This is a genomic window from Pseudomonas sp. 50_B (genome assembly GCF_017491625.1).
Lineage (GTDB): Bacteria > Pseudomonadota > Gammaproteobacteria > Pseudomonadales > Pseudomonadaceae > Aquipseudomonas > Aquipseudomonas danubii.
The window spans coordinates 69,475-91,342 of the sequence record NZ_JAFGYX010000018.1 but is presented as its reverse complement, the minus strand read 5'-3'; the positions used below and the strand labels follow the sequence as shown (position 1 = coordinate 91,342).

At 61.6% G+C, this 21,868-nt stretch carries 20 protein-coding genes and 1 other RNA gene; 12 read left to right on the top strand and 9 right to left on the bottom strand.

Going from position 1 to position 21,868, the window contains the following annotated elements; translation table 11 throughout:
• Nucleotides 1-93 precede the first annotated feature (93 nt).
• The 4 genes from ligA to J5M73_RS23010 all read left to right on the top strand — a co-directional run bounded on the left by ligA (nt 94) and on the right by J5M73_RS23010 (nt 4,715).
• A complete protein-coding gene (gene ligA / locus J5M73_RS23025; protein ID WP_102863824.1) occupies nt 94-2,466 on the top strand; it encodes an NAD-dependent DNA ligase LigA in 2,373 nt (790 codons plus the stop codon).
• Between the two features lie 118 nt (nt 2,467-2,584).
• On the top strand, nt 2,585-3,751 hold the full coding sequence (locus J5M73_RS23020) for a putative zinc-binding metallopeptidase (protein WP_207816221.1): 1,167 nt from the start codon (nt 2,585-2,587) through the stop codon (nt 3,749-3,751).
• 162 nt (nt 3,752-3,913) lie between these two features.
• Nucleotides 3,914-4,010, top strand: an RNA gene (gene ffs / locus J5M73_RS23015) — signal recognition particle sRNA small type.
• Nucleotides 4,011-4,211: 201 nt separating this feature from the next.
• Entirely contained in the window at nt 4,212-4,715 is a 504-nt protein-coding gene (locus tag J5M73_RS23010) for a GrpB family protein (protein ID WP_207816212.1), read from the top strand.
• A gap of 10 nt (nt 4,716-4,725) precedes the next feature.
• On the opposite strand, the gene J5M73_RS23005 is transcribed toward J5M73_RS23010, so the two are convergent.
• The 3 genes from J5M73_RS23005 to J5M73_RS22995 form a co-directional block, all read right to left on the bottom strand.
• On the bottom strand, nt 4,726-5,544 hold the full coding sequence (locus tag J5M73_RS23005; RefSeq protein WP_207816211.1) for a helix-turn-helix transcriptional regulator: 819 nt from the start codon (nt 5,542-5,544) through the stop codon (nt 4,726-4,728).
• Between the two features lie 5 nt (nt 5,545-5,549).
• Entirely contained in the window at nt 5,550-6,101 is a 552-nt protein-coding gene (locus J5M73_RS23000) for a kinase inhibitor (RefSeq protein WP_102863820.1), read from the bottom strand.
• A 119-nt stretch (nt 6,102-6,220) separates the two neighbouring features.
• Nucleotides 6,221-7,087 carry a LysR family transcriptional regulator gene (locus J5M73_RS22995; RefSeq protein WP_207816210.1) on the bottom strand — a complete coding sequence of 289 codons (867 nt, stop codon included), beginning with the start codon at nt 7,085-7,087 and terminating at the stop codon, nt 6,221-6,223.
• Between the two features lie 100 nt (nt 7,088-7,187).
• On the opposite strand from J5M73_RS22995, the gene J5M73_RS22990 reads away from it, so the two are divergent.
• Nucleotides 7,188-8,114 (top strand): DMT family transporter, encoded by a 927-nt coding sequence (locus J5M73_RS22990; RefSeq protein ID WP_207816209.1) that lies wholly within the window; start codon nt 7,188-7,190, stop codon nt 8,112-8,114.
• A 47-nt stretch (nt 8,115-8,161) separates the two neighbouring features.
• Here J5M73_RS22990 and J5M73_RS22985 read toward each other — a convergent pair whose 3' ends face one another.
• The 3 genes from J5M73_RS22985 to J5M73_RS22975 all read right to left on the bottom strand — a co-directional run bounded on the left by J5M73_RS22985 (nt 8,162) and on the right by J5M73_RS22975 (nt 10,024).
• Nucleotides 8,162-9,055 carry a DUF2167 domain-containing protein gene (locus tag J5M73_RS22985; RefSeq protein WP_207816208.1) on the bottom strand — a complete coding sequence of 298 codons (894 nt, stop codon included), beginning with the start codon at nt 9,053-9,055 and terminating at the stop codon, nt 8,162-8,164.
• Nucleotides 9,056-9,191: 136 nt separating this feature from the next.
• The gene (locus J5M73_RS22980) at nt 9,192-9,563 is read right to left on the bottom strand and encodes a VOC family protein (protein ID WP_115581948.1); all 372 of its coding nucleotides are present in this window, start codon (nt 9,561-9,563) and stop codon (nt 9,192-9,194) included.
• A 146-nt stretch (nt 9,564-9,709) separates the two neighbouring features.
• Entirely contained in the window at nt 9,710-10,024 is a 315-nt protein-coding gene (locus J5M73_RS22975) for a helix-turn-helix transcriptional regulator (protein ID WP_011060220.1), read from the bottom strand.
• Nucleotides 10,025-10,469: 445 nt separating this feature from the next.
• Between J5M73_RS22975 and J5M73_RS22970 the strand changes: the two genes are divergently transcribed.
• Complete coding sequence (locus tag J5M73_RS22970; RefSeq protein WP_102863815.1) at nt 10,470-12,035, top strand: PAS domain-containing methyl-accepting chemotaxis protein; 1,566 nt, start codon at nt 10,470-10,472, stop codon at nt 12,033-12,035.
• Between the two features lie 18 nt (nt 12,036-12,053).
• Nucleotides 12,054-13,772, top strand: a complete 1,719-nt coding sequence (locus J5M73_RS22965) for an EAL domain-containing protein (RefSeq protein ID WP_102863814.1) — start codon at nt 12,054-12,056, stop codon at nt 13,770-13,772.
• On the opposite strand, the gene J5M73_RS22960 is transcribed toward J5M73_RS22965, so the two are convergent.
• A complete protein-coding gene (locus J5M73_RS22960; RefSeq protein ID WP_207816207.1) occupies nt 13,745-14,515 on the bottom strand; it encodes a transporter substrate-binding domain-containing protein in 771 nt (256 codons plus the stop codon). The two genes, J5M73_RS22965 and J5M73_RS22960, sit on opposite strands and share 28 nt — an antisense overlap.
• Nucleotides 14,516-14,654: 139 nt before the next feature.
• Between J5M73_RS22960 and dnaX the strand changes: the two genes are divergently transcribed.
• From dnaX to J5M73_RS22935, 5 genes are all read left to right on the top strand, one after another.
• A complete protein-coding gene (gene dnaX, locus J5M73_RS22955) occupies nt 14,655-16,766 on the top strand; it encodes a DNA polymerase III subunit gamma/tau (protein ID WP_102863812.1) in 2,112 nt (703 codons plus the stop codon).
• Nucleotides 16,767-16,832: 66 nt separating this feature from the next.
• On the top strand, nt 16,833-17,171 hold the full coding sequence (locus J5M73_RS22950) for a YbaB/EbfC family nucleoid-associated protein (RefSeq protein ID WP_015634779.1): 339 nt from the start codon (nt 16,833-16,835) through the stop codon (nt 17,169-17,171).
• 208 nt (nt 17,172-17,379) lie between these two features.
• Nucleotides 17,380-18,423 carry an NADP-dependent oxidoreductase gene (locus tag J5M73_RS22945; RefSeq protein ID WP_102863811.1) on the top strand — a complete coding sequence of 348 codons (1,044 nt, stop codon included), beginning with the start codon at nt 17,380-17,382 and terminating at the stop codon, nt 18,421-18,423.
• Between the two features lie 57 nt (nt 18,424-18,480).
• Nucleotides 18,481-19,083: a recombination mediator RecR gene (recR, locus tag J5M73_RS22940; protein ID WP_102863810.1), complete on the top strand. Its 603-nt coding sequence runs from the start codon at nt 18,481-18,483 to the stop codon at nt 19,081-19,083.
• 102 nt (nt 19,084-19,185) lie between these two features.
• Nucleotides 19,186-20,334, top strand: a complete 1,149-nt coding sequence (locus J5M73_RS22935; RefSeq protein ID WP_102863809.1) for an acyl-CoA dehydrogenase family protein — start codon at nt 19,186-19,188, stop codon at nt 20,332-20,334.
• Nucleotides 20,335-20,367: 33 nt separating this feature from the next.
• On the opposite strand, the gene J5M73_RS22930 is transcribed toward J5M73_RS22935, so the two are convergent.
• On the bottom strand, nt 20,368-20,916 hold the full coding sequence (locus J5M73_RS22930; protein WP_102863808.1) for an adenine phosphoribosyltransferase: 549 nt from the start codon (nt 20,914-20,916) through the stop codon (nt 20,368-20,370).
• A gap of 81 nt (nt 20,917-20,997) precedes the next feature.
• Nucleotides 20,998-21,732 (bottom strand): fumarate/nitrate reduction transcriptional regulator Fnr, encoded by a 735-nt coding sequence (gene fnr, locus J5M73_RS22925; RefSeq protein WP_102863807.1) that lies wholly within the window; start codon nt 21,730-21,732, stop codon nt 20,998-21,000.
• Nucleotides 21,733-21,868: the final 136 nt, after the last annotated feature.

Below are 21,868 nucleotides of genomic sequence, written 5' to 3'. Positions count from 1 at the left end.
GACTGTGCAGGAACTGGCTTGCCAGCGAAGCCCACGCCCCCATCTTCAGATCGAGCAGCCTAGGCTGCTCTTTTGCTTTATGAGAGAACCCCCATGACCGCCGCTGAAACCCGCATTCTTGAGCTGCGCGCCGAGCTGGACCAACACAACTACCGTTATCACGTACTGGACGAACCGAGCATTCCGGACGTCGAGTACGACCGCCTGTACCACGAGCTCAAGGCCCTGGAGGCCGAGCACCCGGAGCTGGTCACCAGTGACTCTCCAACCCAGCGTGTGGGCAGCGCGGCGCTCTCGGCCTTCACCCAGGTGCGCCATGAAATCCCCATGCTCAGCCTGGGGAACGCCTTTGAAGAAGTCGACATGCGCGAGTTTGATCGCCGAGTCAACGAGGGCCTGGACCTGCCGGCGGGCGATCTGTTTGGTGGCGGTGCGGCGGTGGAGTACAGCTGCGAGCCCAAGCTCGACGGCCTGGCAGTCAGCCTGCTGTATCAGGATGGTGTGCTGGTCCGTGGCGCCACCCGTGGCGACGGCACCACCGGTGAAGACATCAGCGTCAACGTGCGTACCGTGCGCAACATTCCGCTCAAGCTGCAAGGCTGCGGCTGGCCGGCGACCCTGGAAGTGCGCGGCGAAGTCTTCATGTCCAAGGCCGGTTTCGAGCGCCTGAATGCGGCGCAACTGGAGTCGGGCGGCAAGACCTTCGCCAACCCGCGCAATGCGGCGGCGGGTAGCCTGCGCCAGCTGGATTCGAAGATCACTGCCAGCCGGCCGCTGGAGTTCTGCTGCTACGGCCTGGGCCAAGTCAGTGCCGACATTGCCGACACGCATATCGGCAACCTGGAGCAACTCAAGCAGTGGGGCATGCCCATCAGTCGTGAGCTGCGCCTGGCCAAAGGGGTTGATGAATGCCTGGACTATTACCGTGAGATCGGCGAGCGGCGCAATGCGCTGCCCTATGAGATCGACGGTGTGGTGTTCAAGGTCAACAGCATCGCCTCTCAGCGTGAACTGGGCTTCCGTGCTCGGGAGCCGCGTTGGGCCATTGCCCATAAATTCCCGGCCATGGAAGAGCTCACCGAGTTGCTGGATGTGGAATTCCAGGTCGGCCGCACCGGCGCCGTGACGCCGGTGGCACGCCTGAAGCCCGTCAAGGTGGCGGGAGTCACTGTGTCCAACGCTACTTTGCACAATATGGATGAGGTGGCGCGCCTGGGGCTGATGATCGGCGACACGGTGATCATCCGCCGCGCCGGTGACGTGATCCCGCAAGTGGTGCAGGTGGTCGTTGAGCGTCGCCCTGAAAACGCCCGGCCGGTACAGATTCCGCAAAGCTGCCCGGTCTGTGGCTCTCATGTCGAACGCACGCAACTGGTCAAGCGCAGCAAGGGCCGGGAAACCGTCAGCGAAGGCGCGGTGTATCGCTGTGTTGGTCGTCTGGCCTGCGGTGCCCAGCTCAAGCAGGCGATCATCCACTTCGTTTCCCGTCGAGCCATGGACATCGAAGGCCTGGGGGACAAGACCATCGAGCAACTGGTGGACGAAAAGCTCATTGCTTCGCCTGCGGATCTTTATCAGCTCAAGTACGAACAGATCATCGATCTGGAAGGTTTTGCCGAGGTTTCCAGCAACAAGCTGCTCAAGGCCATCGAGGACAGCAAGCGTCCGGCCCTGGCTCGCTTCATCTATGCCTTGGGTATTCCTGATGTGGGTGAGGAAACCGCCAAGGTCCTGGCCCGTTCCCTGGGAACCCTGGAACGGGTCCAGCAGGCTTTGCCCCAGGTGCTGACCTACCTGCCGGATGTGGGGCTGGAAGTGGCCCACGAGATTCACAGCTTTTTCGAAGACAGTCATAACCAGAGCGTGATTGGTGCCTTGCTGGCCGAGGATCAATGCGGCCTGGTGTTGCAGGATCAGGGTGAGCTGGGGGCAGAGTTTGCCGCCAGCACCACGCTGGGCGGCATGCTCGACAAGCTCAATATCCCCTCGGTGGGGCCGGGTGCGGCGCAGAAACTGGCAGACAAGTTCGGTTCCCTGCAGGGCGTGATTGCGGCTGACTGGCTGGATATGCGCCAGGCCCTGCCGGAGAAGCAGGCCAAGTCGGTGCGGGAGTTCTTCGACAACCCGGCCAATGCCCGGTTGGCCCAGGCCATCGAAGAGCAGCTCAAGGCCTTTGGCATGCATTGGCAGAGCGAGAAGAAGGTGGTTGAAGGCCTGCCGTTGGCTGGCAAGACCTGGGTGCTCACCGGGTCCCTGGAGTTGATGAGTCGCGATGTGGCCAAGGAAAAGCTGGAAAGCCTGGGGGCCAAGGTGGCGGGGTCCGTTTCGGCGAAAACCCACTGCGTCGTCGCCGGCCCCGGAGCCGGCTCCAAACTGGCCAAGGCCAATGAGCTGGGGCTCAAGGTCCTGGATGAAGCGGCCTTTGTCGCCTTTCTCGTCGACCACGGCATCCCCATCCCCGCGTGATCCTTGGGAGCCGGCTGGGCAGCGATGGTTTCGCCGGCAAGCCGGCTCCTGACAGGCCGAGGGAACGATGAGGCAGCCAGGATGATCTAGTCTTGGCAAGCCCCAGGGAGGATGCGTCATGTACCGTTTCTTCGAGCAGCTCAGTTCCCGGATTGCCGCGCCCTTCGTCGGCGACCGCTCACGCAACAGCAAACTCTGGTCATGCCGCTGTGGGCAGTCGCTGTTCTTTCGCAACAGCCAGTGCCTGGCGTGCTCTGCCTTGCTCGGTTATGCGCCGCAATCAGGCTGTCTGTCGTCCCTGCAGCCAGTGCCCGCCGCCGGGACCTGGGTGCTGGATGCCGAGCCTGAGGCGGGTGCCTTCAAGCGCTGCGCCAACCTCGATACGCCCGCCGCTTGTAACTGGCTGTTGCCGGCCCACCTGACCGGCAATCTGTGCGTAGCCTGCAGCCTCAACCGCACGATCCCCGACTTGTCCGTCCCGGAGAATCCTGAGCGCTGGCGCAAAGTGGAAATCGCCAAGCGCCGCCTGGTCGCCCAACTGATCGCCCTCGGGCTGCAAGTGATCCCCAAGAGCGACGACCAAGAGCGGGGCCTGGCTTTCGACTTCCTTGGTGTTGATCTTGAGGGAAGGACGCCGATTACCGGGCATGCCAATGGCCTGGTCACCCTGGATATCAAGGAAGCCGATGATGCCCATCGCGAGCGGGTGCGGGCGCAGATGCACGAACCTTACCGCACCCTGCTTGGGCACTTTCGCCATGAAGTGGGGCACTACTACTGGGATCGGCTGATTGCCAACAGCCCCTGGCTGGAGTCGTTTCGCAGCTTGTTCGGCGACGAGCGCTACAGCTACGCCGAGGCTCTGGAGCAGCACTATCAGCAGGGCGCGCCAAACGGCTGGCAGCAAAGTCACGTCAGTGCCTACGCCACCATGCACCCCTGGGAGGACTGGGCGGAAACCTGGGCTCACTACCTGCACATGATGGACGCGGTGGACACCGCCCTGGGCTTTGGCATGAGTGCCCGCGACGTCGATCTCGACTACCAGCCGTTTCCCCTGAGCAGCCTGTACGACCCGCAGCATCCTGGCGGACCGGCGTTCCTGGCCTTCGTCAACGCTTGGATCGAATTGGCTGGCATGCTCAACGAACTGTCCCGCAGCATGGGCCAGCCGGATTTCTACCCCTTCATCCTGTCGCCGGCGGTGATTGCCAAGCTGCATTTCATTCATTTGGTGATCCAGCAAGAAGGCGGCCGCGCCGACGAAGTGCTGTCCCTGGACTGACTCCACCGTCCTTCAGGCGGTGGGGGAAGGCTTTTACCCAGAGGTGTATCCAAGTGCTTGAAGCTCATCGGATTTTTTAATCTGCAACGAGCGGTTGTAAGTTCAACTCAGATAGGTACAATGGCGCGGCTCGCCGTCAGGCGAACGTCGTTATGGTGACCCCATCGGTCCCCCCGCAACGATTACCCGTGAACCTGGTCAGAGCCGGAAGGCAGCAGCCACAGCGGGAACATTGTGTGCCGGGGTGTGGCTGGTGGGGTTGCCTCCATAACGCTTCTCGTTGGTCCTCAGCGAGATTGATCAAAATTATTAAAGCACCTGAAAGTCTTCGAAGCCGCGCAGCATCCCTGTTGGCGTGTTTTTTGTCGTGCGCCCGATTTCTGGTTCGCTAATCCCTTGTCCAGCAAGCCCGTGCGGTTCGTTTCTGGAATATCCAACGCCTTTGCATCAAGGAGTGGTCATGGCGCTTACCAGTAAGATTTCCCTCTATGACGATCAGTGGCCTGGTGCATTCAGTGCTGAGAAGGGGCGCCTAGCCAAAGGTTTCGGTTGCGAACTGATAGCGGTACATCACGTGGGTAGCACGGCTGTGCCTGGGCTGGCGGCCAAGCCGGAAATCGATCTTTTGGTAGTGGTCGTGGAGCATCGGGATGAGGTTGCGCGCAACGCCTTCATGGCGACCCTGGGCTATGTCCGGGGCAGTGATCTGTCCCCGGGGCATCACTTTTACCGCCGCGATGTCGAGGGCGTGCGCACCCACAAAGTGCATGTCTGCATCTGTGGTCATGAGCAGATCGGGCGCATGCTGCGTTTTCGTGATCTGTTGCGTCAGGACAGCGGCATCCGTCAGCAGTATCAGGATCTTAAGCTTCGGCTTGAAGCCGGCAATCGCGAGGGCATTGGCGAGTATCTCGCGCAAAAGGCGCCCTTCATCGACGCGGTGATGGATGGCCTGTCGCAGTGATGCGCGCTGGCTAGATCGCTGCCCGCAGTTCTCGGGGCGAAAGCCCGTAATGTTTGCGAAAGCGCACCGCAAAGCGTGATGCCGAGGCGTAGCCGCTGGCTGCGGCGATTTCACCGATGGGGCGTGGCGTGGTTTGCAGCCACTGCAGGGCCAGGCCCAGCCTGACGTTCTCGAGGATGTTGCTGAAACTGTCATTCTCGTTCGCCAGCTGGCGACGCAATGTGGAAGCCCCAAGGTTCAGGCGCTCGGCGACGCAGGCTACTGTCCAGTCCCGCGCCGGGTTGCTCATGAGGATCTGTTGCACCCGTTCGCACAGTGGGTCGTGACGATCCAGTAGCAATGGGCCGGCCCAGCCGCCAAGGGCCAGGGCCAGCAGCACCGCTTCGCCGTAGTGGCTGCGCAGGGCGTCCGGTGCATCGCTGGCAATGCACTCCAGCAGGTTGTCCCAGGCCAGGGCGGTGTGCCGCTCCAGGGGGACGCAGAGGTCCGCGCCGCTGCGCCCGGGACGGGTAATGATCTGCTGGCGGTAGCGCAGGCTGAACGCCCGCAAGGCCGGGGCAGGAAAGGTCACGACATCGGCGATGTAGTGACCCTGCGCGCCCGGATAGTTGCTGATGCCCACTTCGCGTCCCGCCGGCAGCAGGATCAGGTGCTGGCCGCCCACGCGCATCTGGCGGTCGTCCCACTCCATGCGTTTCTCGCCCTGGCGCACCCGGCACAGAGCACTGACGAAAATCGGTACCCGTTGCAGGACATGGGCTTGCCGGGCGCGGATGACGCAGGTGTCGATACGGCTTTCATGATGCTGCAGGCCGGCAGGGGCATTCATCGTTACTAGCGTCCGTAAGTAGCGGTCAGTGTGGTCTTGGCCAAGGCGTTGGCGTTGAGCATGTAGCCCACCAATGCACCGCTGGCCTGGGCATCGAGGGGCAGTTTATCCACCTTCAATGCCCAGACGGTGAATTGATAGCGATGCGGTTTATCGCCCACTGGCGGGCAGGCGCCGCCAAAGCCGGGTTGGCCGTAATCGGTACGCCCCTGAATGGCGCCGGGCGGCAGTTGCTCGCCGTTGGCGCTACCGGCGCCCCTGGGCAATTGCTGGGTGGAAGTCGGGAGGTTGACCAGGGTCCAGTGCCACCAGCCGCTGCCGGTGGGGGCGTCCGGATCATAAACAGTGATGGCAAAGCTTTTAGTACCCGGTGGGGCATTCTTCCAGGACAGTTCGGGAGAGGTGTTGCCGCCTTCGCAGCCAAAGCCCTGGAACACTTCACGAGGGCTCAAGGGGTGGCCGTCGCTGATGTCGTGGCTGCTGATGCTGAACTCGGCGGCGTGGGCGCCAAGGCTCAGACCCAAGGAAAGCACGCTGAGTAAAAGTCGGTTTTTCATGAGGGGCTCGTCTGGGTGTTGGTGATGAAAGACGAGTCTATTGGCCGGCTGAGTCCGTTGTTGTGCCGGGGCGCTCGTGCATTGTGCCGAAACGCTCGCCGGCTTGCCGGGAAAGGGCGTCATGCTCCCAGCTGTTCCCGCAACAACTGGGCAAACGCATCCCGTGCGCTGTGGCGCTGCACGTCCTGGTGCCAGACAAAGCGGTTGTCCACCGGCAGCAGGTCGCTGAAACGCTGCACGTTCAGGGTCGCCGATTGCGAATAGCGCTCCAGCACGCCTTCCGGTATCAGCGAGACGCCGGCACCGACACTGACGCAGCCGATAATGGTGCCCCAGCTGGCATACCCAGTAATGGGCAGGTTCAGGCCGTGCCTGGCGAGCCAGGTTTCCAGGGCGCGGCGATAGGGGCAGCCCGGTGGCCACATGAACAGATTCTGCCCCTGCAAATCGCTGGCGCTGCGGATGGCGGCGGTGCCTGCGCTGGAGATCAGCACCAGTGGCTCGTGGTAGAGCACGGTTTGCTGAAGCTTGGGCGGCAAGGTATCGATGGCCACCAGGGCGCCGTCGATACGCTGGTGTTGCAGTTCTTCAAAGAGTTGCGACCAGGTGCCGGTTACCAGTTCCACGTTCACTTTGGGGTAGCGTCGGTGGTATTGCGCCAGCAGCGGTGGCAGGCGGCCGCCAGCGCAGGACTCGATCGAGCCCAGGCGCAGCAATCCGCTGGGCTCCGCCTGGCTGTCCACGGCGCGTTTGGCTTCGTCGACCAGAGCCAGGATTCGCTCGCTGTAGCCGAGGAATATTTCCCCGGCCGGGCTGATCTTCAGGCCGCGCCCGACCCGGGTGAACAGCGGGGTCCCGAGCTCGTTCTCCAGCTGCTTGAGGCGGTTGGTGATGTTGGAGGGCACGCAATGCAATTGCTCGGCTGCGCGGGCAATGCTGCCGGAGCGGGCCACGGCTTTCACCATCTTCAATTGGGTCAGTTCCATTGCTCATTTCCAGTGATGGGTGGCGTTAGTATCGGTTAGTTGTGGTGAGTTATGGGGGGCGAGAGACTGCGTTTCTTCTTATTGTCTGGATGCCTGTGCCGTGAAGCGCTTACCTGGGTTCAAGTCATTGCTGGCTACCGCTGCGGTCATTCTGTGCTGGGCCTATTCACCGGTGGGTATCCATATTGGCCTTGAGGGCTACAGTCCGGGGCATCTGGCGCTGCTGCGCTTCCTGATCGCTTCGCTGTTCATGGCGGCAATGGCAGTGGCGTTGAAAATATCCCTGCCGCGCTGGCGTGATCTGCCTTGGCTGCTGGTGCTGGGTTTTTTTGCTATCACCCTGCATCACGTCAGCCTCAATTATGGTCAGCAGGGCTTGAGTGCCGGCGCGTCGAGCGTGCTGGCGCAGTCGGCACCGATCTTCAGCACGCTGATCGCCTTCTTCTGGCTCAAGGAGCCGGTCAGTGGTTGGCGCTGGGGCTGCGTGGGGGTGGGTTTGCTTGGAGCGGTGCTGGTGGTGGCGGCCGACAAGGGGCTGGGCTCGGTCGAACCGCGCGGATTGCTGGTGTTGTTGGCGGCTTTTTCCTGGGGGTTGTACTTCGTTTTGCAGCGGCGCTTTTCCGGGCACTATGGCGTGTTGACCACGGTGTGCTACATGGTTTGGGGCGGCACGTTGCTGTTGTCGGTGTACGCACCCGGGTTGCCCGAGGCGGTGGCACAGGCGTCGTGGCGGGTAAATCTGGCGGTGCTGTTGCTGGGGTTGTTTCCCAGTGCTTTGGCCTATCTGGCCTGGGCTTACGTATTGGAGCGGGTGGAGGTCAGTCGGGCATCGATCGCCATGTATCTGATTCCGCCGGTGGCGATGCTGCTGGTTGCGATGGTCCTGGGAGAGCGGGTGCAATCTTCTGTGGTGCTGGGGGCGGCCGTGGTGCTGGGCAGTGTGATGGCCATGCAATTGGAAGGGCGTTGGCGGCTGCGGGCCTTGCCGGCGAAGGAGCGAGATGTGCAGGTAAAACAGGGTGATTGATGAGTTGCAACGCCCCCTCATCATGCGGGAGGCGTTGCACCTTGCAGTCAGCCTTTTTTCTTGAACAGCCGGCCGGCGAACGCGGCAAGTGCGAGCACGCCGATGACAATGAACTTCTTGCCGGCCAGGAGCAGTACCCCCAGCTTGGCGAACAAGCCAGCCTTGCTGGCCAGGCCTCCGGCCACCAGGGCGGCCAGGCCGTAGGACGCCAGTTTGTCGGTGCTTGGGTTGTAGTCGGCGTAGCGGTTGCCGTCGGTGAAGTTGGTGAAGGCCAGTACCTTGGGAATTTCGCGCTTGATAGTTGCCAGGTCGTCCATGGAGGCGACCGCGTTGAGTTCCAGCACGCCTTCGCGTCCCAGCACCCGGATGCTGTAGTTCAGGGTGTGGCTCTGGGCGCCTTCAGCCTTGAGTTCGCGGGCCCAGTACATCTTGTGGGATTGCGCGTCATAGCTTGGCTGTTCGGCCCAGCCCAGCAAGTGGATGGCGCCATAGCCCTGTTCCTTGCGTTGCTTATTGTCTTCCTCGTCCGCTTCCTGCATTTGCTTGAGCAGGTCCTGATAATCGATTTTCGCCGCGTCGTCATCGGAAATGTGGCCGTCATTCTTGTAGCTGATGATCACGCCCCAGCCTTCGGCGGACAGTGGGTTGACTGCGCTGGGCACGATCATGCCCAGGGTGGTGAAGCCGGGCGGGTTGCCCCAGCCCTCGGTCAGCAGCTTCTCGGTGTCCTTGGGGTTGAGGTAGTAGAACTCCTGGCTCAGGTCGAGGCTGGCGATATCACCGGGCAGCTTGACGTTGCCGTGGCGTGGGGAGAGCGAGGCGAGAAACTGTTCGGCGGTCTGGGGTTCGGCGTCCTTGTTCTCGTTCGGCGCGGCGGCAAAGGCAGGGAGGGGCGTGGCGCAGAGGACGGCCATCACCATGAGGAGGCGCAGGTACTTCATCGTATTCCCTTACAAATTGTGACAAGTCGGAGGGGAGGATAGCGATGAGTGTTGGAGGGCTCAATGAGGTGTTTCTAGTAATCTCTCAGCGTTGGCGGGGAAGGCGCTGGTATAGCGCCTCTGTTGGGGCATGGATTCAGTCGGCAGTGAGATAGAGCACGCGCAAGCGATGTCCGTCCGGATCAAGGGCGAGCAGGGTGTAGCCGAAGTCCATCTGGGTGGGGGGCTGGGCGATGGTCATGTCCAGCGCCTGCCAGCGGCGATGCAATTCGTCCACGGCTTCTCGACTGTCCACGGCCCAGCCCAGTTCGCCGCCACCACCGGTTGATTGGGCGCTCGGTTCAACCGTGTGCCGGGACCAGAGGCCGAGCTTGATCCCCGAGTCGAGGATGAACAGGGCGAAGGATGGGGATGATTCCACCGGCTGTTTGTCCAGCAGGCGGCTGTAGAACTCTGCACTGAGGGGCGGGCTGTCCACATAAAGCAGGAAGTAGGTGTTATTGATCATGACGACTCCAGGGGCCTTTGGGCTGTGCTGTGGGCACAAGCTTATGGGCTGGGTCTGTCAGTTCCTGTCAGGAGTCGTGGATTAAAAAAGAGGCCAACTTATCAGGGGTGATAAGCGTGCCTCTTCTCGTTGATTTGTTGCGGGGCTCAAGGCTTGGACAAGGCCTGGTCTACCGCTGCTATCAGCTTTCCCAGATCCTTCGGGGTGGCTTTGTGAATGACACCGAACAAATAAGCCCGCTGTTCCTCTTCGTCGCCCAGATCGGCGAAGAAGGCTTTCAGCTTCACTCCCAGTACTTCGGCTAGCAGAAATAGAGCTTCAACGCTGGGGGTGTAGGTGCCGGTTTCGAAGCGGCTGATGGTTTTTGGGTCAAAACCGGTTTTTTCACCTAGTTCAGCCTGAGTAAGCCCCGCTACCTTTCGATAACGCTTGATGGCTGCACCCAAACTTGAAATTTGCATCGCTCAATTCCCATTTAGAATCAAGAACTTAACGATAAATATTGGCATTAGACAACACCATGATTCATCACCTTGCTTTGCAAAATGTGATGCATTTCGTAGAATCGGCGCTTCGGACAGGTATTTGGTGATCTAGTTTCAGAGGGCAGGTTTATGAAACAAGAAATCATTGCATTTCCCTTGTTCACCTAAACCGAGGACTTGGCAGAGGCTCGACCGTCTCGTAAATCCCGCCAACGCACCGTCCGCCGTCCCCCACCTGACGCCTTATCTGATCCTAGTTGATCTTCGTCGAATCGACGGTCAACTGCCGCGCAAACCGCTGTACGGCCGCAATCAGGGCGATCCTTTCGATTGAGTCGTACCGCCAGGAAAGTACATTTCGAATCAACCTGTTGCCGGCTTCCCGGTGCTGTTGATCGCAGGCTGTCTATGGAGTTCTAAAGTGCGTCTCAATTTGCCGGTCACCTCTGTTGAGCAGACCTTTCCCGACCAGCAGCGGCTCATATCCGCCACCGATACCAACAGCCACATCACCTACTGCAATGCCGAATTCGCCGCGATGAGTGGTTTCAGCCAGGCCGAGCTGATTGGCAGCACCCATAACCTGGTGCGTCACCCGGATATGCCGGCGGCGGTGTTCGAGTCGATGTGGGGGTATCTCAAGGCAGGGCAGAGCTGGATGGGCGTGGTGAAGAACCGCTGCAAAAACGGCAATTTCTACTGGGTCAGCGCCTATGTCACGCCCATCCTCGAAGAGGGTCGACTGGTGGGGTATGAGTCGGTGCGGGTCAAGCCGACCCGGGAGCAAGTGAACCGCGCTGAAATTCTCTATGCGCGATTGCGTGCTGACAAGGCACCGGTCTCGGCCTGGCGGCACCTGGAGGCAGCAGCCAGGCCATTGCTGTTGCCGGTTGCGGTGGCGGTGGGTTGCCTGGCGGCGTTCACCTGGTTGCCGACGCTGCTGGCCCAGGGGCTGACGGTCACGGGATTCGTGGGGGTCGGGCTGATGGCCCAGCGCCGTTTGGGGCAGCAGCTCAAGCAGATTGTCCGTAGCACTCCAAACACCTTTGCCGATCCGATCTGTGCCCTGGCTTACAGCGACGCGCTGGGACCGGCGGCGCAGTTGCAACTGATCCTGGCCAGTGAAGAGGCGCGGCTGAAAACCGCCTTGACCCGACTCAGCGACCTGGCTCGACAGATGGCTACGGCGGCGGCCGACTCCAGTCAGTTGTCCAGCCGCACTGAGTCGGCGCTGCTGGAGCAGCGAGCGGAGACCGACATGACGGCCGCTGCCATGACCCAGATGGCCGCTTCGATCACCGAGGTTGCCGAACACGTACAGCACACCGCCAGTGAGGCTCACACTGCCAACCTGCTGGCCCAGCAAGGCAGCCAGGTGGCGGGCACTTCCCGTGACGCCATCCAGTTGCTGGCCCGCACTGTTACCCAGATCAATCAGGCGGTGGGTGACCTGGCCGGGCAGACCCAGGACATCATGGTGGCGGCGAGCATGATCCAGGCGATTGCCGACCAGACCAACCTGCTGGCCTTGAACGCAGCCATCGAAGCCGCTCGGGCCGGAGAGCAGGGGCGCGGGTTTGCCGTGGTGGCCGATGAGGTGCGCGCCCTGGCCGGTAAGACTCGTGAGTCCACCCAGCAGATCCAGGGCATCATCCAGAGCCTGCGGGCCGGTGCCGATGAGGCGGTGCAGATCGCCAGCCTGGGCATCGAGGAAGCCGAGCAAGGGGTGCAGCAGGTCTTGCAGGCGCAGCAAGCCTTGCAGGGCATAGGCGCGGCGGTGGAGCGTATCACCGACATGAGTCAGCAGATGGCTGCGGCGTCCCAGGAGCAGTCCCATGTAGCGGAATCGGTTTCCGAACAGATCAACAGTGTCGCCGCCACGGTGCAGCGCACTGCCGAGAATGCCAGTGCCGGAGTCGTTCGCGGCGCGGAGCTGGAAAACATCTCTTCCGGGCTGCGTGCCTTGGTCGAGCGGTTCAACCGCTAGCGACAGTGAGTTCGACTCATGGATGAGAAATACCGCAGGGCCGTCGATGCCGCCGCCATCTTCTCCGAGACAGATCTCGGCGGTTGCATCACCTATGTCAACGACCTGTTCTGCCAGATCTCGGGCTACAGCCGTGAAGAGCTGATCGGAGCCAATCACCGGATGCTCAGTTCGGGGCTGCATCCACCGGAGTTCTTTACCGAGCTGTGGCAGACCATCATCCAGGGGCGGGTGTGGAAAGGTGAGATCTGCAACCGTGCCAAGGACGGCAGCCTGTACTGGGTCGACAGCACCATGGTGCCCCTGGTGGATCAGCGCTCCGGCAAGGTGATGCGCTATGTATCGATCCGCTTCGATGTCAGCGAGAAGCGTCAGTTGCTGCATTCGCTGCAATGGCGGGTTGGGCATGACGTGCTCACTGGTCTGCCCAATCGGGCCTTCCTTTCCGACCTGTTGCACCAGGCGCTGGACTTCTCCCGCCAGGAGAATATTCCCCTGGCGGTATGCATGCTCGATCTGGACGGTTTCAAGGCGGTCAATGATGGCTACGGTCACGCCTGTGGTGACCTGCTGCTGGTGGAAGTGGCTGCGCGCCTGCGTTCGATCATCAGGGGTGAAGATGTGGTGGCACGCCTGGCCGGAGACGAGTTCGTGCTGATCCTGCGTTACGTCAGGGACATGCTGGAGCTGCGGGCGGCACTGCAGCGGGTGTTGGCGACCATTTCCCAGCCGTATTCGATCCAGGGCAAGGACATCAATGTGTTTGCCAGCATTGGGGTGACCCTGTTTCCCACCGACAACCATGATGCCGATACCTTGCTGCGCCACGCCGACCAGGCGATGTACGTGGCCAAGCAAAGCGGACGCAATCGCTTCCACCTGTTCGATGTCCTGCGTGATCGTGAAGTGATGGTCACCTACCAGACGGTGGAGCACGTGCGCCAGGCGCTGAACAGCGGCGAGCTGCAGCTGTATTTCCAGCCCAAGGTCAACATGCGCAGCGGCGCGGTGGTGGGGTTTGAAGCCATGTTGCGCTGGCAGCACCCGCAGCGCGGGATGCTGGGTTCCCAGGATTTCCTGCCTCAGGTGGAAGAGACCGACCTCATCGTCGATATCGGCGAGTGGGTCATGGATCAGGTGATGAGTCAGTTGCAACGCTGGCAGGCGGCAGGCCATGTCTGGCCGGTGAGCCTGAACGTCGCGGCCCGGCATTTCCAGCGCACGGATTTTGTCGAGCGGCTCAAGGGGATGCTCGATCGCTACCCGGATGTGTCACCCGTCTTGCTGGATCTGGAGATCGTCGAGTCGGTGGCCATCGACAATATCCAGCGAGTCAGCGATTGCCTCGATGCCTGCCAGGGCTTTGGTGTGCAGTTTTCCCTGGGGGACTTCGGTACTGGGCATTCGTCCCTGAGCTACCTCAAACGTCTGCGTACCCAGACCATCAAGATCGATCGATTGTTTGTCCGCGACATGCTTCACGACCAGGATGACCAGGCCCTGATTCAGGCTCTGGTCGGACTGGCCCGGGCGTTTGGCCGCCAAGTTGTGGCCGAGGGCCTGGAAAGCCTGGCCCATGGTGAGCGATTGATGGCCCTCGGATGTGAGGTGGCTCAGGGTGAGTTCATTGCTGCGCCCATGCCCGCTGACGCCGTGCTGGAGTGGGTAAGCAACTTCGAGCCGCCGCTGTCGTGGCGGTGCGGCACGCTTCAGGGCGACACGGTGTCGGAGGCCTGAGCGCCGGTCTGCGGGTCGACGTAGCGCTGGACGATGGCCTCGATCTCGCCGGACATCTTCATCTTCAGCAGGGTCCGCAGAATTCGCTGGGCCGGCACTGCCGGGTCATTGCGCACGTAGCAGCCCACTGCTTGCTCCTGCAGCAGCGCGACGCGGTGCAAGGGGTTGCCGGAGGACTGGGTCTTGTTGAACCAGTCCAGGGTCCACTGGCTGGCGATAGCGTACTGGTAGCGTCCTACCTGGAGCTTTTGCAGGACTTGCTCCTCGTTGCGGGCATCGTCACGAATCAGCTGGGCGCTCTCGAACAGAGGTTGCAGCGAGGTGTAGGTGTAGCTCAGTACGGTGCCGATGTGCTGAGTGGGTAACTGCTGCGGGTTGATCTGCTCATGATGGTAGCGGTTACTGACCAGCAGGTTACGTTGCACGAACAGCGGCACGCTCCACAGGTAATCCCCGGACAGGTTCGGCAGCCAGGCTTGTGCGGCAAAGCAGCGCACGTCGACTTCGCCCTGGGCCATGGCGTTCTGCACCCGGGCGCGAGCCAGGACGTGGAACTCGGCACGGGTGCCCATATGCCGGGCGAGGCTGTTCATGGTGTCGTAAAGGATGCCGGCGGTGGGTTGCTCGCCATCGACCTCGATGGTCGGCATGGCCCAACTGTCGGCGATGACAAAGCGTAAAGGCGCTTCGGCGGCTTCCAGGCTGGTGCTCAAGAGTAGCAGGGCGCCCCAGGTCAAATGCATACGGTCTCCCACGGTTCCAACGACCGAGCAATCCTTTGCGAAATGCAGCTTAGACAGATTAGACGAGCGCGCCGGATGCAATTTCGCCCTTGCTCCGCTAGCATTACCGGCTTCCGCTTTCCAGTTGCGACGGTTTTCGATGAGTTATCAGGTTCTTGCACGTAAATGGCGTCCGCGCTCGTTCCGCGAAATGGTCGGCCAGACCCATGTGCTCAAGGCTCTGATCAATGCCTTGGACAGCCAGCGGCTGCACCACGCCTATCTGTTTACCGGCACCCGCGGGGTGGGCAAGACCACCATCGCGCGGATCATTGCCAAATGTCTGAATTGTGAAACAGGCATCACTTCCACGCCGTGCGGCACCTGTTCGGTGTGCTGCGAGATCGACGAAGGACGCTTCGTCGACCTGATCGAGATCGACGCCGCGAGCCGGACCAAGGTCGAGGACACTCGTGAACTGCTGGATAACGTGCAATACGCGCCGAGCCGCGGGCGCTTCAAGGTCTACCTGATCGACGAAGTGCACATGCTTTCCAGTCACTCGTTCAACGCCTTGCTCAAGACCCTCGAAGAGCCGCCACCCTACGTCAAGTTCATCCTCGCAACCACCGACCCGCAGAAGCTGCCGGCGACCATTTTGTCCCGTTGCCTGCAGTTCTCCCTGAAGAACATGACCCCCGAACGGGTGGTCGAGCACCTGAGCCACGTGCTGGGTGTAGAGAACGTGCCGTTCGAAGACGACGCATTGTGGCTGCTGGGCCGCGCCGCCGACGGCTCGATGCGTGACGCCATGAGCCTGACCGATCAGGCCATCGCCTTCGGTGAAGGCAAGGTCATGGCCGCCGACGTGCGAGCGATGCTCGGCACCCTCGATCACGGCCAGGTCTATGACGTTCTCCATGCCCTGATCAATGGTGACGCCAAGGCGTTGCTGGAAGCTGTGCGCCATCTGGCGGAGCAGGGCCCGGACTGGAACGGCGTGCTCTCGGAAATTCTCAACGTGCTGCACCGGGTAGCGATTGCCCAGGCGTTGCCCGAAGGGGTCGACAACGGTCATGGCGATCGTGACCGGGTACTGGCTCTGGCCCAGGCGCTGCCGGCCGAAGACGTACAGTTCTATTACCAGATGGGCCTGATCGGCCGTCGCGACCTGCCGTTGGCGCCGGACCCGCGAGGGGGGTTCGAAATGGTCTTGCTGCGGATGCTGGCCTTCCGCCCGGCGGACACCGCCGATGCACCGAGACAGCCGCTAAAGCCAGTGGGGATCAGCCAGGCCACAGTTGATTCCGCCCAAGCCGTGGCGGTACCAGCACCTGCTGTGCCTGTGGCTCCCGTTACTCCTATTGCCAGCGCGCCGGTCGCATCGGCTGCCGCTCCGGCTCCGATTCCAGCTCCGCCGGTCGCGCCTGTACCTGTCGCGCCGCCGGTTGCCGAAGCGGTTGCCGTCGAAGCGGTTGACGTCGAGCCTGAGCCTGTGGCCGCCGATGAGGTGGTCGACCTGCCTTGGAACGATCCGGTAGTGCCGCAGATCGAGCAGCAACCAGCTGTTGAACCGGTGCTGGAAGTGGTGGCCGAACAGCCCGAACTGACGCCAATGCCAACTCCAACGCCTGACAGCGTGGTGCCGGATGCGCCGGAGTGGGTCAGTGCGCCGGTGCCCGAGCCGAGCGTGGCCGAGGTCGACGCTGCCACCCCGGGCATTGATCTGGACGACGAGCCGCCCCTGGACGAGGACTACATCGAGCCGGACATGGATTCGGCCTACAGCTACCTGGACGAGTTGGCCAGCGAGCACGCCGCCGATCCGGCCCCGGAGCCCGAGCCCGAACCTGCTGCCAAGCCGGCCACCGGCCTGGCCTTGGAGTGGCTGCAACTGTTCCCGAAACTGCCGATTTCCGGCATGACCGGCAGCATCGCCGCCAACTGCACCCTGATGGCCGTAGAGGGCGACAACTGGCTGTTGCACCTGGACCCGGCCCACAGCGCACTGTTCAACGCCACTCAGCAGCGCCGGCTCAATGACGCGCTGAACCAGCACCACGGACGTACCCTGACCCTGACCATCGAGCTGATCAAGCCCGAGCAGGAAACCCCGGCCCAGGCGGCTTCGAGGCGTCGGGCCGACCGTCAGCGCGAGGCGGAGGACTCGATCCACGGCGATCCGTTCATCCAGCAGATGGTCCAGGAGTTCGGCGCCGTGGTGCGCCAGGATACTATTGAACCTGTCGAGGCCCTGGCCGCTCAGGGTTGATCACTTAAAGGGCGCCGGACCCTGGGTCGGGCGCTGTTTCAATCCCCGTACTTTGAGGTAATTCCCATGATGAAAGGTGGCATGGCCGGCCTGATGAAGCAGGCACAGCAAATGCAAGAAAAAATGGCCAAGATGCAGGAAGAACTGGCCAACGCTGAAGTCACCGGCAAGGCTGGCGGCGACATGGTCACTGTGGTCATGACCGGTCGTCACGACATCAAGCGTGTGAGCATCGACCCGAGCCTGCTGGAAGGCGTCAGCGAAGATGACCGTGAAGTGCTGGAAGACCTGTTTGCCGCTGCGGTCAATGATGCCGTGCGCAAGATCGAGTCCAACAGCCAGGAAAAAATGTCCGGCATGACTGCCGGCATGCAACTGCCTCCAGGCATGAAGCTGCCGTTCTGAGTCGCCCAGGCGCTTCGGATGGACGCAAAAAGCCAGGCCTTGAGCCTGGCTTTTTTTATCCTGTCGATAAGCACTGCACTGTTCGTGGGAGCTGGATTGCGGGCGAAGGCCGCCGCCGATCTGTCTGTAGAAACATCGAACGCCACGGCCCTCGCGGGGTCTGCACCCTATACAGTCCTATCCAATCCTCGATACAGGAGTGTCTGTGATGTCGCAAACATTGACCCTCAACCAGCGTGTGGTGCTGGTCTCTCGTCCCCAGGGTGCACCGGTCCCTGAGAACTTCCGTCTGGAGCGGGTCGCCTTGCCGGAGCTGGCGGACGGCCAAGTCCTGCTGCAGACCCTCTACCTGTCCCTGGACCCCTACATGCGCGGCCGCATGAGTGACGCGCCGTCCTACGCCGCACCGGTGGAAATCAATGAAGTCATGACCGGTGGCGCGGTGAGTCGGGTCGAGCGTTCGCTGAATCCAAAGTTCCAGGAAGGCGATCTGGTCGTGGGGGCCACTGGCTGGCAGAGCCACTGCATCAGTGATGGTCGTAACCTGATTCCGGTGCCTTCCGGCCTGCCCAGCCCCTCCATGGCCTTGGGCGTGCTGGGTATGCCCGGGATGACTGCCTACATGGGGCTGATGGACATCGGTCAGCCCAAGGCCGGGGAAACCCTGGTGGTGGCTGCGGCGTCCGGCGCTGTGGGCTCGGTGGTAGGGCAGGTGGCCAAACTCAAGGGGCTGCGGGTGGTGGGTGTGGCCGGTGGCGCGGACAAGTGCCGCTACGTGGTCGAGGAACTGGGTTTCGACGCCTGCATCGATCACAAGAGCGTCGATTTTGCCGCTGAGCTGGCCCAGGCCTGCTGCAAGGGCGTGGACATCTATTTCGAGAACGTCGGTGGCAAGGTGTTCGATGCCGTGCTGCCCTTGCTCAATCCCAAGGCGCGCATTCCCCTGTGCGGGTTGATCGCCCAGTACAATGCTCAGGAACTGCCGCCAGGCCCGGACCGTCTGCCGCTGTTGCAGCGCGCCTTGTTGACCAAGCGGGTGCGGATCCAGGGCTTTATCGTCTTCGACGACTATGGTGACCGGCATCCAGAATTCATCAAGGCCATGGCGCCCTGGGTGCGCGAAGGCAAGGTCAAGTTCAAGGAAGATGTGGTCGAAGGCCTGGAGCAGGCGCCTGAAGCCTTCATCGGCCTGCTGGAGGGGCGCAACTTCGGCAAGCTGGTGGTCAAGGTTGCCGCGCACGCGAGTATTTGACGCTACCCTGAGGCGCGGGTATAAACCGCGTCTCGTCGTTTTGTCGGACCTTTGCCCATGAGCTTCAGCCCCCTGATTCGCCAACTGATCGATGCCCTGCGCACCTTGCCGGGCGTGGGTCAGAAAACCGCCCAGCGCATGGCCTTGCAGCTGCTTGAACGTGATCGCAGTGGTGGTTTGCGCCTGGCCCAGGCCTTGAGCCAGGCCATGGAAGGGGTGGGGCATTGCCGTCAATGCCGGACACTGACTGAAGACGAGCTGTGCCCGCAGTGTGCCGACCCGCGTCGCGACGACAGCTTGCTCTGCGTGGTGGAAGGACCGATGGATGTGTACGCGGTGGAACAGACCGGCTATCGCGGTCGATATTTCGTGCTCAAGGGGCACTTGTCACCGCTGGACGGTCTAGGGCCCGAAGCGATCGGTATTCCGCAGTTGCTGGCACGGATCGAGGAGCAAGGGAGCTTCAGCGAAGTGATCCTGGCCACCAACCCGACCGTGGAAGGCGAGGCTACTGCGCACTACATCGCCCAACTGCTGACCAACAAAGGCCTGATCACTTCGCGTATCGCCCACGGCGTGCCTCTGGGGGGCGAGCTGGAGCTGGTGGACGGCGGCACCCTGGCCCATTCCTTCGCCGGTCGCAAACCCATAGCGCTTTAACGCGGTAGGAGTCGGCTTGCCGGCGAAAAACCCTCCACACATTTTCTTGAAAACCAAGCAAGCGCTTGGTAAGTTCCCTCGACCCTTCAGAGGAGCTTGCCGATGTCTGCCTGCCAGGAATACTTCGACCCCAGCCACCAGTTGGTCCGTGACAGCGTGCGACGTTTCGTCGAACGGGAAATTCTCCCCGAGATCGATCAGTGGGAGGAGGCTGAAAGCTTCCCCCGCGAGCTGTATCTCAAGGCCGGTGCGGCAGGGATTCTGGGGATCGGCTATCCCGAAGCCCTGGGGGGCAGTCACGAAGGTGACCTGTTCGCCAAGATCGCCGCCAGTGAAGAGCTGATGCGCAGCGGTTCCGGCGGCCTGGTGGCAGGGCTGGGTTCCCTGGATATCGGCCTGCCGCCCATCGTCAAATGGGCTCGACCCGAAGTGCGGGACCGAGTGGCACCCCAAGTGCTGTGCGGCGAGAAAATTTGCGCTCTGGCGGTGACGGAGCCCAGCGGCGGCTCTGACGTGGCCAACCTGCAAACTCGCGCCGTGCGTGATGGCGATCATTATCGGGTCAGTGGCAGCAAGACCTTTATCACCAGCGGCGTACGCGCCGATTTCTACACCGTTGCGGTGCGTACCGGTGAGCCCGGTTACGGCGGCATCAGCTTGCTGCTGATCGAAAAGGGCACGCCGGGCTTCACCGTGGGGCGACAGCTGAAAAAGATGGGCTGGTGGGCCTCGGACACTGCCGAACTGTTCTTTGACGATTGCCGGATACCGGTGGGCAACCTGATCGGTGCCGAGAACATGGGCTTTGCCTGCATCATGGGCAATTTCCAGAGCGAACGCCTGGCCCTGGCGCTGATGGCCAACATGACGGCGCAGATGGCCCTGGAGGCAAGCCTGAAGTGGGCTCGCGAGCGCGAGGCGTTCGGCAAGCCCATCGGCAAGTTCCAGGTGCTCAAGCATCGTCTGGCGGAGATGGCTACGGCTCTGGAAGTCTCGCGGGAGTTCACCTATCGCCAGGCGGCGAAGATGGCCGCCGGCAAGAGTGTGATCAAGGAAATCTCCATGGCCAAGAACGTTGCCACCGATACCGCCGACCGTATTACCCATGATGCGGTGCAGATACTCGGTGGCATGGGCTATATGCGCGAGAGCCTGGTGGAGCGCCTGTATCGCGACAACCGTATTCTCTCGATCGGCGGCGGCACTCGCGAGGTGATGAACGAAATCATCAGCAAGCAGATGGGTCTGTAGAAACCTGCTTGCTGGTGAATACGCGGGTAGATCCTAGCGCTCAGTCAGCGAGAACTGCGTCAGGCAGAAGGTTGGGATGCCCATGTCTTCCAGTTTCTGCGAGCCGCCCAGCTCCGGCAGGTCGATGATGGCGGCGGCCTCGTAGATCTTCGCCCCCATGCGCCGTACCAGATTGGCCGCGGCGATCAGGGTGCCGCCGGTGGCGATCAGGTCATCGAACATCAGTACCGAATCGCCTTCGCACAGACTGTCGGCGTGGACTTCGAGAAAGGCTTCGCCGTATTCGGTCTGATAGCCCTCGGCGAGCACGTCCGCAGGCAGCTTGCCCTGTTTGCGAAACAGGATCAGCGGCTTATTCAGTTGGTAGGCAATGATCGAGCCGATCAGGAAGCCCCGGGCATCCATGGCACCGATGTGGCTGAAGTCTTCTTCGACATAACGCTGGGCGAAACTGTCGGCTACCAGGCGCAAGGCCCGGGGAGACTGGAACAGAGGGGTAATGTCGCGGAAGATCACGCCCGGTTTCGGGAAGTCGATGACAGGGCGGATCAGGGATTTGATGTCGAAGGAATCGAAGGCCATCTTCAGGTGTCCTGGCGGGCAAATAGGCCGCGCCAGTATACCCGCGACCGAGCGGCTTGGCTCAGTCGCAAGTGCTGTGGTTCAGCCGTCTACCGAGCCGCCGGCCAGGGCGCAGAGCTGGATCGGATCGAGGATGTGCACTTCCTTGCCTTCGGCGGCAATCAGTTCGTTCTGTTGGAAACGGGTGAACACCCGGGATACGGTTTCCACCGCCAGGCCCAGGTAGTTGCCAATTTCGTTGCGCGACATGCTCAAGCGGAACTGGTTGGCCGAGAAGCCTCGTGCGCGGAAACGTGCGGAGAGGTTGACCAGGAAGGTAGCGATGCGCTCGTCTGCGGTCTTTTTCGACAGCAGCAGCATCATCTGCTGATCGTCACGGATTTCACGGCTCATGACCCGCATCAACTGACGGCGCAGTTGCGGCAGTTGCAGAGCCAGTTCGTCGAGGCGTTCGAAGGGAATCTCGCACACCGAGGTGGTTTCCAGGGCTTGTGCCGAAACCGGATGGCTTTCGGTATCCATGCCGGACAGCCCCACCAGCTCGCTGGGGAGGTGGAAACCGGTGATCTGTTCTTCGCCGCCGTCACTGAGGCTGAAGGTTTTCAGGGCACCTGAACGCACGGCATACACCGAGTCGAAGCCGTCACCCTGACGGAACAGGAATTCGCCTTTTTTCAATGGGCGGCCACGTTTGACGATTTCGTCCAGCGCGTCCATGTCTTCCAAATTCAAGGAAAGTGGCAGGCACAGAGGGGCCAGGCTGCAATCCTTGCAATGGGCCTGGTTATGAGCGCGCAGTTTAACTGGCTCGGACATTCTAGAATCCTTGTGGGAAAACACACATAAGCCGTAAGGGTAACTCACGGGAGGAGGTTCCGGCCAGTCCGTGCCGTATTGATTGTTAGTCGTAAAGCATTCCTTTTATGAGTCGATAACCAGTTAACAAAGTTAA

Coding starts and splice junctions, on each gene's coding strand:
- J5M73_RS22985 (WP_207816208.1), bottom strand. CDS start 9,055: ATGAAGTACCTGCGCCTCCTCATGGTGATGGCCGTCCTCTGCGCCACG.
- J5M73_RS22995 (WP_207816210.1), bottom strand. CDS start 7,087: ATGGAACTGACCCAATTGAAGATGGTGAAAGCCGTGGCCCGCTCCGGC.
- ligA (WP_102863824.1), top strand. CDS start 94: ATGACCGCCGCTGAAACCCGCATTCTTGAGCTGCGCGCCGAGCTGGAC.
- J5M73_RS22950 (WP_015634779.1), top strand. CDS start 16,833: ATGATGAAAGGTGGCATGGCCGGCCTGATGAAGCAGGCACAGCAAATG.
- J5M73_RS23020 (WP_207816221.1), top strand. CDS start 2,585: ATGTACCGTTTCTTCGAGCAGCTCAGTTCCCGGATTGCCGCGCCCTTC.
- J5M73_RS22960 (WP_207816207.1), bottom strand. CDS start 14,515: ATGCATTTGACCTGGGGCGCCCTGCTACTCTTGAGCACCAGCCTGGAA.
- J5M73_RS22945 (WP_102863811.1), top strand. CDS start 17,380: ATGTCGCAAACATTGACCCTCAACCAGCGTGTGGTGCTGGTCTCTCGT.
- J5M73_RS22930 (WP_102863808.1), bottom strand. CDS start 20,916: ATGGCCTTCGATTCCTTCGACATCAAATCCCTGATCCGCCCTGTCATC.
- J5M73_RS23000 (WP_102863820.1), bottom strand. CDS start 6,101: ATGAAAAACCGACTTTTACTCAGCGTGCTTTCCTTGGGTCTGAGCCTT.
- J5M73_RS23005 (WP_207816211.1), bottom strand. CDS start 5,544: ATGAATGCCCCTGCCGGCCTGCAGCATCATGAAAGCCGTATCGACACC.
- dnaX (WP_102863812.1), top strand. CDS start 14,655: ATGAGTTATCAGGTTCTTGCACGTAAATGGCGTCCGCGCTCGTTCCGC.
- J5M73_RS22975 (WP_011060220.1), bottom strand. CDS start 10,024: ATGCAAATTTCAAGTTTGGGTGCAGCCATCAAGCGTTATCGAAAGGTA.
- J5M73_RS22980 (WP_115581948.1), bottom strand. CDS start 9,563: ATGATCAATAACACCTACTTCCTGCTTTATGTGGACAGCCCGCCCCTC.
- J5M73_RS22965 (WP_102863814.1), top strand. CDS start 12,054: ATGGATGAGAAATACCGCAGGGCCGTCGATGCCGCCGCCATCTTCTCC.
- J5M73_RS23010 (WP_207816212.1), top strand. CDS start 4,212: ATGGCGCTTACCAGTAAGATTTCCCTCTATGACGATCAGTGGCCTGGT.
- recR (WP_102863810.1), top strand. CDS start 18,481: ATGAGCTTCAGCCCCCTGATTCGCCAACTGATCGATGCCCTGCGCACC.
- fnr (WP_102863807.1), bottom strand. CDS start 21,732: ATGTCCGAGCCAGTTAAACTGCGCGCTCATAACCAGGCCCATTGCAAG.
- J5M73_RS22935 (WP_102863809.1), top strand. CDS start 19,186: ATGTCTGCCTGCCAGGAATACTTCGACCCCAGCCACCAGTTGGTCCGT.